This is a genomic window from Flavihumibacter profundi (genome assembly GCF_020076305.1).
In the GTDB taxonomy this organism is placed as follows: Bacteria; Bacteroidota; Bacteroidia; order Chitinophagales; family Chitinophagaceae; genus Flavihumibacter; species Flavihumibacter profundi.
The window spans coordinates 296,156-311,584 of the sequence record NZ_JAIQXE010000003.1 but is presented as its reverse complement, the minus strand read 5'-3'; the positions used below and the strand labels follow the sequence as shown (position 1 = coordinate 311,584).

Below are 15,429 nucleotides of genomic sequence, written 5' to 3'. Positions count from 1 at the left end.
AGCCCATTTCCTTAGCTTTGCACCACTTTCACCGGCTGGTTACAAATATAGCGGGCGAAGTATCAAATTCACCAAGAATCATTCCGAATTTATGATGACAAGTGCTGAAATAAGACAACAGTTTCTGGATTTTTTCGCTTCAAAGGGCCATGTTATTGTACCATCTGCACCAATTGTGGTAAAAAATGATCCCACCTTGCTGTTTACAAATGCTGGCATGAACCAGTTTAAAGATTATTTCCTGGGGAACAAACAGGCGCCTAATCCCCGTATAGCTGATACGCAAAAATGTTTACGGGTAAGTGGAAAGCACAATGACCTTGAAGAAGTTGGGGTGGATACTTATCACCATACTATGTTTGAAATGCTGGGAAACTGGAGTTTCGGGGATTATTTCAAGCAGGAAGCCATTGGCTGGAGCTGGGAATTACTGACAAAAGTTTTCGGGATACCTGAAGATCGGTTATACGTAACCGTATTTGAAGGCGATCTTAAGGAGCATATTCCCAAAGATGAAGAAGCATTCAGTGAATGGAAAAAATGGATCGCAGAAGACCGTATCCTGATGGGTAATAAAAAAGACAATTTCTGGGAAATGGGTGATACCGGCCCTTGCGGTCCCTGCACCGAAATTCATGTTGATTGCCGGCCTGATGGAGAACGTGCGGCTAAAGACGGAAAGACCCTTGTGAACAACGACCATCCGCAGGTTATTGAAATATGGAATAATGTTTTCATCCAGTTTAGCCGGATGAAGGATGGAAGCCTGCAGCCTTTGCCGGCCAAACATGTTGACACCGGTATGGGACTGGAGCGCCTGGTGCGGGTACTGCAGGGCAAATCTTCCAATTACGATACCGATGTATTCAGCGGCACCATAGAAGCAACCGAATCAATTACCGGCAAGGAATACGGTTATAGTGATTCTCGCGCAGATATTGCTTTCCGTGTAATTGCCGATCATATCAGGGCTATTGCGTTTACCATTGCAGATGGCCAATTGCCTTCGAATACAGGTGCAGGTTATGTGATCCGCCGTATTTTGCGCAGGGCAGTAAGGTATTACTATTCCTACCTCGGTTACAAACAACCTTTGCTTTTTCAGCTAATGCCCGTTTTGGCTGGCCAGTTTGAAAAAGTATTCCCCGAATTACACCAGCAGCTTGATTTTGTAACAAAAGTGGTTAAGGAAGAGGAAGATGCATTTCTCCGGACATTGGATAAGGGACTCCGGAAAATGGATGATATTATTTCTGCTGCCGGGAAATCCACAAATTCTACTGTCAACGGCAGCGCTGCTTTTGAATTGTATGATACTTACGGATTTCCGCTTGACCTGACCCGGCTGATTGCCAGGGAAAATAATCTTGAAGTGGATGAGGCAGCTTTCGAAAACGAAATGCAGCAACAAAAAGACCGCAGCCGCGCAGCAACAGCTGTGGATACGGAAGACTGGATTGTACTTGACAGTTCATCTTTAATGGAATTTGTTGGGTATGATACACTCGAGATCGATACCAAAGTGATGAAATACAGGAAGGTAAAAGCAAAAGGGAAAGAATCCTTTCAACTGGTATTGGCAGCAACACCTTTCTATGCTGAAAGTGGCGGGCAGGTTGGCGATACAGGCACACTCAGCTTTGATGGCGAGGAAGTGAAAGTGCTTGATACCAAAAAGGAAAATGACCTTATCATACATTTCGTAGAAAAACTTCCAAAAAATATTACCGCTTCAGTTTTGGCAAGGGTAAACAGGGAAAGGAGGGAGAAGACTGAAGCACACCATTCAGCGACCCACTTATTACATGCCGCTCTTCGTACCGTTCTTGGACCCCATGTTGCACAAAAAGGGTCCCTGGTCAATGACGAACAGCTTCGTTTTGACTTTTCCCATTTTGCTAAATTGACAGATTATGAAATTAACAGCATTGAAAACCTGGTGAACCAGAAAATCAGGGAAAACATTGCTGTGTATATTGAGGAAATGCCTAAGGAAACGGCTATTGAAAAAGGCGCCATGGCTTTGTTTGGTGAGAAATACAGCGACATCGTAAGAGTAGTCATGATGGATAAAAGTTATTCCATTGAACTCTGCGGTGGCACTCATGTGGCTGCCACAGGGGAACTTGGATATTTTAAACTGAAACATGAATCTGCCGTAGCTGCAGGGGTTAGGCGTATTGAAGCGATCAGTGGTGCAGCCGCAGCAGAATGGCTGAAAGACCAGTTGGACCAGTTGCAGGAAATTAAAGAATTACTCAGGCACCCTAAGGAGTTGCCAAGGTCCATTGAAAATATGCTTGCAGAAAATGCACAGCTTCGCAAAAAATTGGAACAACTCGAGAACCGCGCTTTGGTGGGTGTCCGTAATGAATTACTCCAGAAAAAAATAATTATCGGCGACATTAATTTCATTGGGGAACTGGTTGATGTGGGCAGTGCCGACGCATTGAAAAAACTTTGTTACGACCTTAAGAACAACCTCGAAAATTATATTGCAGTCCTGTGCGCTAACATCGGGGGAAAACCTTTTGTGGCAATTGGTATTGCCGATGAACTGGTAACCTCCCGCTTGCTGGACGCCGGTAAATTGATCAGGGAAATCGTTGCCCCGCTGATTAAGGGCGGAGGAGGCGGCCAGAAAAACCTTGCAACGGCTGGTGGACAGGAAGCGGGTAACCTGCAAAAAGTTATTGAAAATATTAAGGTCAGGCTTGAAGCATGAGATTACACCCAATTTAACATTTCCGAAATGTTTCGTAGTCTATTAAATTCTATTATATTTGATCTACGAAAAACGCCGTAAATGAAAAATATCATAACAACTATTAAGCAACCTGCCTTAGCACTGGCGGTCCTGCTGCTTGGCACAGCTACCGGATTTGGCCAGCAAAAAGCAAAAAAAACTGAAAAGCTGGATGATTCCCAGCAAATCATCATCAGGTGGAAAGGGGATCCTGGAGCAGATACAAAAGGACCAAAGGGGGAAAAGGGCCCTAAGGGTTCCAAAGACATCAAACTTGTTATTGAATTGAAAGACGATGCAGTTTTGGTAAATGGAAAACCCCTGGAGGAGTTTAACAACGATGAACTGGCTGTTTTGAAGAAGGATATTATGGTTATTGATGGTGATCATTTCAACATCAGGATGCCACACCCGCCGGGTTCCCCATTCAGGGAAGGAACCTGGTCATGGGATAATGATGGAAACCCTATGCAGGGCATGATGGGTGATCCCAATAAACCATTCCTGGGTGTAGGTTCTGAAAAATCAGCTAAGGGCGTTGTAGTCACAGAAATAACTGAGGAAAGTGCTGCTGATAAAGCAGGATTAAAAGAAGGTGATATCATTACCAAAGTCGACGCTACCCCAATTGGCTCACCAGAAGAATTGAGCAAAACTGTAGGTAAGTACAAGCCCGATGATAAAGTCACAGTAACAGTTTTGAGGGATGGTAAAGAGCAGAAGTTTACGGCTACCCTTGGAAGAAGGGACATGCCAATGACCTTCAATTTTCCTGGTTTCAATGAAAATTTTAAAATGGAATTACACGACGGCCAGCCGAAATTGGGTATTAAGGCCCAGGATACTGAAGATGGAAAAGGTGTGAAAGTGTTGGATGTGGACGATGAATCTGCTGCTGAAAAAGCAGGATTGAAAGAAGGGGACATCATCACAAGCTTTGACGGTGCTCCCGTAAATAGTGTCGGGCAGTTACTGGATATCTCCCGGGCTGCAAGGGACGCTAAAAAATCATCCATTCCATTTAAATACCTTAGGAATAATAAAGAACAGCAGGCGGAATTGAAAATTCCAAGGAAACTAAAAACGGCTGAGTTGTAGTCACTATTCACCCGATTGGGTACATTTGCGGCATGACTGAACTACATCAGAAATATGAGCTGGTGATCGGCCTTGAAGTACATGCGCAACTATCTACCAAATCCAAATTGTTTTGTGGCGACAGCGCCAGTTATGGCGGTGATCCCAATACGCATATCAGTCCAATTACCCTTGCTTATCCCGGTACACTGCCCAAACTGAATAAGCAGGCTGTTGAATTTGCCATCAGGATGGGCCTGGCCTGTAATTCTGCAATCAGTCCGGTGAATTGGTTTGCACGGAAACATTATTTCTATCCTGATTTACCCAAAGGTTACCAAACCTCCCAGCATATTAATAATATCTGCCAGGGCGGCGGGGTAAAAATAGTTAGCGCCGGACAGGAAAGGGTAGTAGCCCTGCACCATATACACCTGGAGGAGGATGCAGGTAAAAGCATTCATGATGCACATCCACTAAAAACGGCTATTGATCACAACAGGGCTGGTGTGCCTTTGATAGAAATTGTTTCTGAGCCCGACCTGTTCAGTGCTGAAGAAGCCTATGCATACGTAACCGAGATCCGTAAACTGGTCAGGTTCCTGGGCATTTGTGATGGTAACATGGAAGAGGGAAGCCTGCGTTGTGACGCCAATATTTCTATCAGGCCCAGGGGGGATAAAAAACTGGGAACAAGGGTTGAAGTTAAAAACCTGAACTCTATCAGGAATGTCAAAAGGGCTATTGAATATGAGGCAGAAAGGATGATGGAAATGGCAGAGAAAGGTGAACCGATCATTCAGCAAACCAGGAGTTTTGACGCCGATAAGGGAACGACTTTCGCCTTGCGGTCAAAAGAAGAAGCGAATGATTACCGGTATTTTCCTGACCCGGATTTGCCCCCGTTTGTTGTTACCCCGGAAAACCTGGAACGCATAAAATCTGCCATGCCTGAATTGCCCGATGCGGTTCAGCAAAGGTTTATGCAGCAATACCAGTTGCCTGCATATGATGCAAGATTACTCAGCGATGAAAAAGACCTGGTCGACTATTTTGAAGCAGTATTAGCCGGAATAAAAGAATATAAGTCAGTTGCTAACTGGCTATTGGGGCCGGTTAAAGGCTGGCTGAATGAAAATAATTTGCCTTTTGATAAATTCCCGCTGCCGCCAAGCCAGTTGGCCAGGCTGGTAGAATTGGTCGCTTCAGGGAAAATTAGTTTTTCCTCTGCCTCTTCCCGGTTATTGCCCAGGTTCCTCGAAACGCCGGATGCTGATCCGGCAGAACTGGCAGCCACACTTAATCTACTGCAAAATGCCGGTTCTGGTGAAATTGAACAATGGGTCGCCGAAGTATTGGGTAAAATGCCTGATAAAGTTGCTGAATACAAAAAAGGGAAGAAAGGGTTAATTGGCTTGTTTATGGGAGAAGTTAAGAAAATCTCAAAAGGCAAAGCTGATCCAAAAATGACCACTACCTTGCTTGAGCAGAAATTGAACGAACAATAATTAAATAATAATAAAGTATAAGAATGATTTCTAGAAAGTTGGTAATCGTTGCTGTCGCGGCAGCGTTTTTTACGGTTCAGTGTAAGCAGGCAACATCAGGTGGTGGCGACTTTACTGTAGCAGTGAATTATATAAACGGTGAAAGGCTGATGCCGATGAATAACCGTAAAATGATACTGGAAGAAGTTCCATTTGGAGGCGAGGGCCATATGATAGCCCTTGACTCCGTGCTGATCAAAGACAATAAAGGGCAGGTCGTTTTAAAGGGTAAGGCAAAGGAAGAAGGCATTTACCAGGTTGCTGTGGATAATGGTCCTGTTTTTCTTGTCATTAATGACGGCAATGATATAAAGGTTGACCTGGATATGTCTAAGCATGACCGTTATTATACCATCAAGGGTTCTCCGGCCAGCAGCCAGTTACAGGAATTTGTGCAGCAATATGGTGAGCGCAGCCAGGTGATCAATGGCATATTTTCACGACTCGATAGCCTGAAGCAATTCGGAGGTTCAGACAGTCTCATACTGGCTGCTACCAATGAAAAGAATGAAAAAATCGCATCCATGACTACCTACATGAAAAACTTTATCAGGGATGCAAAGAACCCGGCGGTAAGTTTGTTTTCATTGGGATTGTCGGCCAGCATATTGCCAAAACAGGATTTTGAATTGGCACTTAATAATGCGCTGAAGCAGTTCCCTGACCATAAAATGCTGAAATCGCTGAAACAAATGTATGACACCCAGCAGGCACAAATGACCGAAATGGAAAAGCAGAAAGCTGCATCCAGCCTGGTTGGAAAGCCAGCTCCTGCGCTTAGTTTGCCGGATCCAAATGGTAAAATAATATCGGTTGCAGATTTTAAGGGTAAGTATGTCCTCGTCGATTTCTGGGCCAGCTGGTGCGGCCCCTGCAGGCAGGAAAACCCCAATGTTGTAAGGGCTTATGACAAATTCAGGAATAAGAATTTTGCAATCCTCGGCGTATCGCTTGACAAGGATAAGGCTTCCTGGTTAAAAGCTATCGCAGCAGATAAACTGGATTGGCCACAGATGAGCGACCTTAAATTCTGGGAAAGCGAATCTGTCAGGACTTATGGTTTTGATGGTATCCCCTACAATGTGCTCATTAATCCAGAGGGTATAATCATTGCTGAGCGATTAAGGGGCTTTGACCTTGAGCAGAAATTAACTGAAGTCCTGAAATAATGGATTTACTATGTTTTTTTTCGTTTGCCTTTTGATAAGTCTATCAGTAATGCCGGTAATAACACCAGGTTGGTAATTGTTGCAACAACCAGGGTAAGGGATGTAAGCCATCCTAAAGACTTGGTGCCGCCAAACCCGCTGAAACAGAATATCACAAAGCCGGCAATTAATACCATTGACGTATATATGATGCTGATGCCCGTTGAGTGAATGGTTTCAATTACTACAGTCTGGTCATCTTTTGTAGACTGTTGTTCCTGCTTATAATTAACAAGGAACCTGATCGTAATATCAATAGCGATTCCCAATGCTACGCTAAAGATCAAAACTGTTGAGGGCCTGAGCGCAACGCCGGCCCAACCCATTATTCCGGCTGTAATTACCAATGGTATAAGGTTGGGAATAAGCGAACACAATAGTATCCTTGCCGATTTAAAAAGGTAAAGCATACAGAGGGCGATTAATAAAAATGCCCATAAAATACTTTCTTTAAGGCCATTAATAATAAATGTGCTGCCTTCGAGGAAGGTAATGCTGCTTCCGGTAAACACTACCCGGTATTTAGTGGAATCAAAGTACTGGTTGGTTTTTGCCCGGATGTCATTTATAATTTCAGGAAGCCGTTTGCTGCCAACATCACGCATACTCACGCTTATCCGGGTTTGCTGCCGGTCTGTATCCATGAATGAACTTACCAGTTTGGTTAACTGGTTACTGTCGCCTCCTGAACCTTTAAGGTTCAGGTAACCTGCAAGGAAACTGATATCAAAACTGTTCGGTAATCCATAATTACTGCTATCACCATCATAATAAGCCTGCCTGGCGAATTTCAGGCCTTCAACAATAGACAATGGCCGGGCCATTTCGGGCCGGGTATTGATATATTGGGAAAGGGAATCCATCCTTTCGAAAAGCTGTAACTGGTTTCTCTTTAAACCGTTTTTGATTTTAGTATCCACCACAATCTCCAGCGGCATCACACCTTTGAAATTTTCTTCAAAAAATTTAAGGTCGGTATATATACGGTCTGTTTTGGGAAGGTCATCCACAATAAAGCCCTCTGACCTTAATCGGGACATACCTGCAAGCGCAACAACGATTAATACCGTGGTGATCCCATAAATAACCTTGCGGTGGTTAAGGGCCCATATTTCAAGCCGGTCTAATACTGCAAGCAACCATTTGTTGTCGAGGTAGCGGGTATGCCTTGTTTTTGGCGCAGGAAGGTAGCTTAATACAATAGGAATAAAAATCAGTGAAATGAAAAATATGACCATGATATTGATGCCGGCTACCACGCCGAACTCTTTCAATATGGCACTTTTGGTGAAAGCGAAAACGGCAAAGCCGATTGCCGCTGCAATATTGCAGAACAGGGTTACTATACCCATTTTAGAAACCATTGTCCGCACCGCTTCATCCTTTACCCCCGTTTCATTATAGGCGATATGGTATTTATTCAGGAAATAGATGCAATTCGGGATGCCGATAACAACGATCAGCGGCGGTATCAGGGCAATGAGCAACGTAATTTTATAACCGAGCAATACAATGGTGCCCACACTCCAGATCACACCCATAATTACCACAGCCAATGAAATTAACATTGCACCAAAACTCCTGAAAAAACCCAGCAGGATAATTGCTGATAATAGCAGGGAACCGAACAGGAGCCATTTCATCTCCTTCGCAATACGGTCTGCTATTTGGGTCCTGATCAGGGGCAGTCCGCTATAATGCAGGGCCAGCTGGTGTTTCATTGCAAATGCTTCACAGGGGGCCAGGATATCATTAACTACCTTTGTCCTTTTTGGGGATGCCAGGATATTTTTATTGATGCCCAATCCAATCAGGTAGGCATTTGTTTGGGCATTATAGAGTAATCCCTGGTAAAATGGCAACCTTTTAAATAAAGCAGCACCACTATCTATGTCTGCCTGTGATAACTCACCGTCGGCAAAAATCTTCTGGGCCTGTAGTTTTTCTGTGGAATCATTTTTAACCAAGTTAAATGCACCAGGTACACTTAAAACACTCTCAACACCATTTATGCCTTTGAGGCTGGCCAGTAATGTTTTATAATCATTGAATATTTCCTTGCTGAAGAGTTTGTCGGTCTGCACACCAATTACCAGCAGGTTCCCGTCTTCGCCAAATTGTTTTTTGAAAGCTATATAGTCTTTATACTTAGGGTTATTGGTTGGGATGGCCCTGGAAAACTCATAGCTCATTTGTACCTTACTGGCATGATAACCCATAAATGCGGTGGAGGCCAGCAAAATTATTACCAGCAGAATTCTATACCTAAGAATCAGGGACCCCGTTTGTTGCCACATAGTAAAGCAATTAATTGCAGACAAAGAAAGCAATTTACCGTTATTCCCCCGACAATTGCCCGGCTGATTTCGGTTAACTTTGGTATGATATGCGTTATTTCTCCTCCTTTTTAATCCTGGTTTCAGGTTGGTTCCACCCTGTTTTAGCCCAACCTATAGGTACCTGGCAGGAACACCTGCCCTATAATAGCGCTATTGCTGTTTCCGCCGGTACTAACCACCTTTATACCGCAACACCTTTCGCCTGTTTCAGTATTGCACTGCAGGGAGGAACCATCGGCCGCTTAAGCCGGATTAACGGCCTGGCAGAAACCGGGGTGCAAACTATATTTTGTACTCCAGGTGAAAAACTGGTAATAGCCTACCGGAACAGTAATATCAATGTCATATCCGGTAAGCAGATCAGTACCATTAATTCCCTTCAGCTAAAACCTGTAAATGCCGACAAAACTATTTACCAGGTGAGCGGGGATGACAACCAGTGTTTGCTTTCTACAGGATTCGGGATTGTTGTCTTAAACCTGTCGAAAATGGAAATAGGTGACACCTGGGTGGTTGGTTACGGAGGTGCATATACGAGAGTAAACGCTGCTGCAAAATCTGCCGGTTATTATTATGCAGCAACACAGGAGGGGTTGAAAAGGGCACCTGCTACCGGGATTAACCAGGCTGATTACCGCAACTGGGAATTATTATCGGGGTCCAATGGGTTGCCTGCAGGGCCTGTTCAACAGGTGCTGGTGGTGAATGATACTGTGTATTTGCAGGCGGCAACTGCTTTATACATGCTAAAAAACGGACAATTCACGCTTATCCATTCGGATGACTGGCAGTGGAATAACCTTAGCTTTTCATCTGGCAGGATTATCATTTGCCAGCAACGCAATAATGAAGCTGAAATATTGAAACTTTTTACCGACGGACTCGTTGATGAAAGAATCACTGATTCCAGGATCCGGGTTCCTTTGGGTGCGGCTATTACCGGAGATGTATTGTGGATTGCAGATAGTAGCAATGGTTTATTGGAAAAAACCAGCCAGGGTATTACCCCGGTAATTCCCAATTCACCATATTCTGTGGCTACAGGTGATATAATTGCTAATAATAAGGAATGGTGGGCTGCCACTGGCGAAGCACTCAGCCAGTTTGCAGAACTGCAATGGACAATATATAACACAAATGATCATACGCTACCGGCAGGCTTCACGCACCCCGGCCCTTTATTAATGGACCGGACAGGCATTCTTTGGGCAGGTTCTTTTGGTGCAGGATTATTGAAGCGCGAGTCAGGTCAGTTTTCCCTGAGCATTGATGGGCTTTCTGGTGCTGTTGATGACCCCACCTCCTTCAGGGTAACAGGATTGGCAGAAGATGCTGACCGGAACCTGTGGATCAGCAACCATGGTGCAAAAAATGGCCTCGTTATGCGTTATCCGAATGGGGACTTCAGGTCGTTCAATATTCCTTTTAGTTATTCGGGGTATACGGTATCCCAAATAGTTATTGATGACCTGAACCAGGAATGGATTCTGTCTCCCGGGGGCAACGGGGTTTTCTGTTTCAACCATGGTGCATCTATTGATAATACCGGTGATGACCAGTGGAGAATGTACAGGGCGGGAAAGGGTAATGGGAATCTTCCCAGTAATACCGTTCTCAGCCTGGTGAAAGACGCGTTTGGGTTTATTTGGGTGGGAACTGATGATGGTATTGGTATAATTCAATGTGCAGAACAGGTGTTTTCAGGCCAGGGCTGTGAAGCAGTGCTTCCTGTAGTACAAACAGACCAGTTCGCAGGTTACCTTTTTAAAGGTGAAGCGGTACAGGCAATGGCAGTTGATGGTGCCAACCGGAAATGGGTGGGAACAAAAAATGGCGTTTGGCTGGTCAGTCCCGGTGGCGAAAAAACCATTTATCATTTTACAAGTTCCAATAGTCCGCTGCTTAGTAATGATGTGCGTAAAATTGTCATAGACCAATCTGATGGAACGGTGATTTTCTCAACATCTTCAGGTATCTGTTCCTATAAGGGGGACGCCACTTCCGGAGGAGAAGTTAATGCAAACGTATTAGTATATCCGAACCCTGTTCCGCCTGGCTACAATGGCCAGATTGCAGTACGCGGACTAGTTGACAATGCTTTTGTAAAAATCGTTGAATTGAATGGGCGCCTTGTTTACCAGGGCAGGGCGCTTGGCGGACAGTTTATCTGGAATGGCCGCGACATGTATGGTAAAACTATTTCTTCAGGTGTTTACCTGGTAATGGCATCGGACGATAGCCGAAAGGAACAGGTAACTGCAAAAATTGTATTTATCCAACGATAACCATGAACCACACCACAAAGGGCATAGTGTTAAGGACCGTGAAGTATGGTGAAACCAGCATTATAGTGTCTGTGTTTACCGAGTTGTTCGGGTTACAGAGTTATATAGTAAATGGTGTCCGCAGTTCATCGAAGAAAGGCGGGGCAAAGTCAAACCTTTTCCAGCCTGCAGCTATCCTCGATATGGTTGTGTACCATAATGAACAAAAGAATTTACAGCGCATCAGGGAGTACCGGTGGTCGGTATTATATGAGCATGTTTTTTACGATGTCTTTAAAGGTTCAGTGGCAACATACATGGTGGAATTGCTCACAAAATGCCTGAAGCAACCCGAAACCAATACCGACCTGTTTTATTTTGTGGAAGATGTGCTGATGCACCTCGACCGGGCAAGTCCTTTGGTAGTGGCCAATTTTCCTTTATTTTATGCGATACACCTGACGAATTTTTTTGGCTTCAGGATCTCTGATGAATATGATGAACAGCATCCTTACCTTGATTTGCAGGAAGGCTTGTTTGTAGCACAAGCCCCAAATCACCATATGTACCTGGAAGGCACCAATAGTGAAGTCACGGCACAGTTGCTGAAAGTAATGCAACCTGAAGAACTGGAGCAGATAAGGCTTCCCGTTTCCTCAAGGCGGGCACTATTGCAGCATTATGAAACCTATTATGCCCTGCATGTCCCTGAATTTGGCCATTTACGCTCACTGGCAATATTACAGGAAGTGTTGGGTTGATTATTTAATGTTTGGTTTCTAATTTGAACTAGTTTTGGTTGATATAATTGGCTATGGATGCTGTAACTGTATTATTAATTGATGATGAGGAAAAGCTAAGGTCTCTGTTAAAGAGGATAATTAGCCTGGAAGGATTTACTGTTATAGAGGCAGGTTCCCTGAAAGAGGCCAATAGTTATTTGCAAAGAGATGAAATAGATATCCTGTTGTGTGATGTTAAACTTCCGGATGGTAACGGTGTTGATTTTGTCGCAGAGACCAGGAAAAAAAATACCCGTATTCCCATTATATTACTTACAGCTTTTGGAAATATTGCAGATGGGGTGCAGGCTATGAAAAATGGGGCCTTCGACTATATTATAAAAGGTGATGATAATGAAAAAGTGGTTCCCTTGCTGCATCGTGCTGCTGAGTTAGTGGACATTCAAAGAAAGCTGGCGCATTTACAGCGCCGGCTGGGCAGGCAATATTCTTTTGATGCTATCATTGGCAATTCTGCTGCAATTCGCAATGCAGTTGAATTGGCCGTAAAAGTGGCAGCAACAGATGCAAATGTGCTATTGCTGGGCGAAACAGGGACTGGTAAAGAGGTTTTCGCGCAATCCATTCACCAGGCCAGCCAAAGATCCGGGGAAGAATTTGTTGCCATTAATTGCAGTGCCTTCAGCAATGAATTACTTGAAAGTGAATTATTCGGTTATAAAGCGGGTGCATTTACCGGTGCCGTCAAAGATAAAAAGGGGCTGCTGGAAGAGGCGAATTCAGGAACCCTTTTTCTGGATGAAATTGGCGAAATGCCATTAACACTCCAGGTTAAACTGCTGCGTGTACTGGAAACAAAACAGTTCATTAAAATTGGGGGAACTAAATCGATCAAAGCAGATATCCGGATAATTGCGGCCACCAACCGGCATTTACAGCAGGAAGTTGAGGAAGGCAAATTCAGGGAAGACCTGTTTTACCGCTTGAATGTTTTTTCTATTGAAATACCTTCCCTGAGGGATAGGATATCTGATATTCCTTTACTGGCGAATCATTTCCTGGCCCTGTTCAATGAGAAGATGAACAAAAAAATAGATGCAATCGATGAAGCTTGCTGGCCTTTGCTCATTGCCCATAACTGGAAAGGGAATATCCGTGAATTAAAAAACATTATTGAACGGGCTGTGATACTGGCAGCCGGCCCGGCGATTCTGCCAACTGATCTTCCAAATGAATTGCAGCAACTGCAATCGCAAAAGACGGGCACCCTTTCTGCTTTTGACCTGGCCAGTGTAGAAAAACTGCATATACAAAGGGTGTTGAACCATACCGGCGGGAATAAAACTGAAACGGCCCGCCTGCTCAATATTGGGCTCACCACACTTTACCGGAAAATTGAGGAATATGGCATCCGGACAACCTGATGCCATCCTTCCGTTTTGATAATTGACCCTTTCATTTTGGAAGGGTTTTTTATTTAGCATACCTTTAAAACAGTACCTCCAAATTATTGAAAAGCCAGCCTGTTCTTGGTTGTGCAGGTTTTTTCCCTTCTGTTTTTTTTCCGGCATCCTGTTTGGCAATAACCCCAAAATGATCAGCCATGTTAATTATTATTTTGCTTTTAGCAGCCCTTCTTTGCTTCTGGGTCTTCTTTAAATCTATTGACTACTTCGAAAAAATTTAACCGTTATGATGAACATCCTTTTTGCGCTGTCTATCGGCGTATTTATTTACCTCCTCTATGTTCTATTAAAACCCGAAAAGTTTTAATCCCTTAAAATTCTTTTTATGCATACAGAATTATTCGGTGTTGTAGTAAGTTTCCTGTTGACAGTAATCCTGGCCATCCCGTTGGGGAAATATATTGCCAGGGTATTTGCCGGGGAGAAGAACATCACTGATTTTATGCAGCCTGTCGAAAGGTTGATTTACCGTTTTTCCGGCATAGATCCGAAGAAGGGCATGAACTGGAAAGAGTTCCTGAAAGCCGTGCTCACTGTAAATCTGGTATGGCTGGTTTATGCTTTTTTCTTATTGCTTTTCCAGGCCCACCTCCCATTAAATCCGGATGGAAATCCCAACCAAACTCCTGACCTGGCATTTAATACGGCTATTAGTTTTTTAGTGAACTGCGATTTGCAACACTATTCCGGTGAATCCGGATTAACCTACCTGACCCAGCTATTTGTGGTTACTTTTTTACAGTTTGTAAGTGCTGCAACAGGTATGGCCTGCCTTATTGCAATGCTGGTCGGGTTTAAAGAAAAGACCACCAATAACCTGGGCAATTTCTGGACATATTTTGTAAAATCTATTACCAGGATTTTATTGCCCTTATCTATAGTTATTGCAACTATCCTTGCATTAAACGGGACTCCTGCCAGTTTCGATGGTAAAGACAGTATCGTTACCCTGCAAGGTGATTCGGTCCATGTATCCCGTGGACCTGCAGCAGGCATGATTGCCATAAAGCACCTGGGAACAAATGGCGGTGGCTGGTTTGGTGCTAATTCGGCCCACCCTCTTGAGAACCCCAATTATTTCACCAATATGGTTGAAGTAGTATCGCAGGTGTTGATTCCAATGGCAGTGATTTTTGCAATGGGCATTTTCATTAAAAGAAAAAAATTCGCTTATGTCATCTTTGGGGTAATGACTGTTGGGATGCTGGTATTGCTGGTTCCAACGATCATATCTGAAATCCATGGCAATCCGCAGATTGCTAAAATGGGTATCACGCAGGCAACCGGTGCAATGGAAGGGAAAGAAGTAAGGTTCGGGCCTGCGGCTTCCGGTTATTGGAGTATCGTTACTACGATTATATCTACTGGTTCAGTCAATTCCATGCACGACAGCGCTATGCCCCTATCGGGCATGATGCAGTTACTCGGAATGATGGTCAATGCCTTTTATGGTGGGTGTGGCGTGGGGCTGCTGAACTACTTTATTTATATCATCATTGCTGTATTTATTTCCGGATTAATGGTGGGAAGGACCCCGGAATTTATGGGCCATAAAGTGGAAGCGCGGGAAGTAAAGATAGCCGCCCTGGTTACCCTTTTGTCGGCCTTCCTGATCAAAGGTGGTACTGCATTAGCGGCGTATTTTGTTGCCCATCATGCCAATATTGGCTGGGCGGTGCAACCTGCGAACTGGCTGAATAACCCCTCTTATCACGGGTTCTCTGAAATGTTGTATGAATTCACTTCATCTAACGCTAATAACGGAAGCGGTTTCGAAGGACTGGGCGACAATAATATTTTCTGGAATGTAAGTACGGGCATTGTACTCATCCTGGCCAGGTTTATTCCAATTATTGGCCCCATTGCCATCATCGGCTTACTGGCCAATAAAAAACACATTCCCGATTCTGCAGGAACACTGAAAACAGATTCACTCACATTCGGACTGATGACTTTTGCCGTTATCCTGATCATTAACGCCTTGTCTTACTTCCCTGCGCTGGCATTAGGACCGATAGCTGAATTCCTGAGTCAATAAA

10 protein-coding genes are annotated in these 15,429 nt (G+C 44.1%); 9 read left to right on the top strand and 1 reads right to left on the bottom strand.

What is annotated here, in order from left to right; genetic code table 11:
* Window positions 1-91 precede the first annotated feature (91 nt).
* The 4 genes from alaS to LAQ65_RS15960 all read left to right on the top strand — a co-directional run bounded on the left by alaS (window position 92) and on the right by LAQ65_RS15960 (window position 6,539).
* Window positions 92-2,725: an alanine--tRNA ligase gene (gene alaS, locus LAQ65_RS15975; protein WP_224117996.1), complete on the top strand. Its 2,634-nt coding sequence runs from the start codon at window positions 92-94 to the stop codon at window positions 2,723-2,725.
* A gap of 81 nt (window positions 2,726-2,806) precedes the next feature.
* The gene (locus tag LAQ65_RS15970) at window positions 2,807-3,844 is read left to right on the top strand and encodes a PDZ domain-containing protein (protein WP_224117995.1); all 1,038 of its coding nucleotides are present in this window, start codon (window positions 2,807-2,809) and stop codon (window positions 3,842-3,844) included.
* A 32-nt stretch (window positions 3,845-3,876) separates the two neighbouring features.
* Window positions 3,877-5,331 carry an Asp-tRNA(Asn)/Glu-tRNA(Gln) amidotransferase subunit GatB gene (gene gatB / locus LAQ65_RS15965; RefSeq protein WP_224117994.1) on the top strand — a complete coding sequence of 485 codons (1,455 nt, stop codon included), beginning with the start codon at window positions 3,877-3,879 and terminating at the stop codon, window positions 5,329-5,331.
* 23 nt (window positions 5,332-5,354) lie between these two features.
* Complete coding sequence (locus LAQ65_RS15960) at window positions 5,355-6,539, top strand: TlpA disulfide reductase family protein (protein ID WP_224117993.1); 1,185 nt, start codon at window positions 5,355-5,357, stop codon at window positions 6,537-6,539.
* 8 nt (window positions 6,540-6,547) lie between these two features.
* Here LAQ65_RS15960 and LAQ65_RS15955 read toward each other — a convergent pair whose 3' ends face one another.
* Window positions 6,548-8,875 (bottom strand): efflux RND transporter permease subunit, encoded by a 2,328-nt coding sequence (locus LAQ65_RS15955; RefSeq protein WP_224117992.1) that lies wholly within the window; start codon window positions 8,873-8,875, stop codon window positions 6,548-6,550.
* 89 nt (window positions 8,876-8,964) lie between these two features.
* Here LAQ65_RS15955 and porZ point away from each other — a divergent pair, with 89 nt between their 5' ends.
* The 5 genes from porZ to kdpA all read left to right on the top strand — a co-directional run bounded on the left by porZ (window position 8,965) and on the right by kdpA (window position 15,428).
* Window positions 8,965-11,202, top strand: a complete 2,238-nt coding sequence (gene porZ, locus LAQ65_RS15950) for a type IX secretion system anionic LPS delivery protein PorZ (protein ID WP_224117991.1) — start codon at window positions 8,965-8,967, stop codon at window positions 11,200-11,202.
* 2 nt (window positions 11,203-11,204) lie between these two features.
* On the top strand, window positions 11,205-11,942 hold the full coding sequence (gene recO / locus LAQ65_RS15945) for a DNA repair protein RecO (RefSeq protein ID WP_224117990.1): 738 nt from the start codon (window positions 11,205-11,207) through the stop codon (window positions 11,940-11,942).
* Window positions 11,943-11,995: 53 nt separating this feature from the next.
* A complete protein-coding gene (locus tag LAQ65_RS15940; protein ID WP_224117989.1) occupies window positions 11,996-13,348 on the top strand; it encodes a sigma-54-dependent transcriptional regulator in 1,353 nt (450 codons plus the stop codon).
* A gap of 268 nt (window positions 13,349-13,616) precedes the next feature.
* Complete coding sequence (gene kdpF, locus LAQ65_RS21210; RefSeq protein WP_394369734.1) at window positions 13,617-13,697, top strand: K(+)-transporting ATPase subunit F; 81 nt, start codon at window positions 13,617-13,619, stop codon at window positions 13,695-13,697.
* An 18-nt stretch (window positions 13,698-13,715) separates the two neighbouring features.
* The gene (gene kdpA, locus LAQ65_RS15930) at window positions 13,716-15,428 is read left to right on the top strand and encodes a potassium-transporting ATPase subunit KdpA (protein ID WP_224117988.1); all 1,713 of its coding nucleotides are present in this window, start codon (window positions 13,716-13,718) and stop codon (window positions 15,426-15,428) included.
* Window position 15,429: the final 1 nt, after the last annotated feature.

Bases quoted from the DNA above. Each gene is read 5' to 3' on its own strand.
- kdpF (WP_394369734.1), top strand. From the start codon at position 13,617: ATGATGAACATCCTTTTTGCGCTGTCTATCGGCGTATTTATTTACCTC.
- porZ (WP_224117991.1), top strand. From the start codon at position 8,965: ATGCGTTATTTCTCCTCCTTTTTAATCCTGGTTTCAGGTTGGTTCCAC.
- gatB (WP_224117994.1), top strand. From the start codon at position 3,877: ATGACTGAACTACATCAGAAATATGAGCTGGTGATCGGCCTTGAAGTA.
- LAQ65_RS15960 (WP_224117993.1), top strand. From the start codon at position 5,355: ATGATTTCTAGAAAGTTGGTAATCGTTGCTGTCGCGGCAGCGTTTTTT.
- LAQ65_RS15970 (WP_224117995.1), top strand. From the start codon at position 2,807: ATGAAAAATATCATAACAACTATTAAGCAACCTGCCTTAGCACTGGCG.
- LAQ65_RS15940 (WP_224117989.1), top strand. From the start codon at position 11,996: ATGGATGCTGTAACTGTATTATTAATTGATGATGAGGAAAAGCTAAGG.
- alaS (WP_224117996.1), top strand. From the start codon at position 92: ATGATGACAAGTGCTGAAATAAGACAACAGTTTCTGGATTTTTTCGCT.
- LAQ65_RS15955 (WP_224117992.1), bottom strand. From the start codon at position 8,875: ATGTGGCAACAAACGGGGTCCCTGATTCTTAGGTATAGAATTCTGCTG.
- kdpA (WP_224117988.1), top strand. From the start codon at position 13,716: ATGCATACAGAATTATTCGGTGTTGTAGTAAGTTTCCTGTTGACAGTA.
- recO (WP_224117990.1), top strand. From the start codon at position 11,205: ATGAACCACACCACAAAGGGCATAGTGTTAAGGACCGTGAAGTATGGT.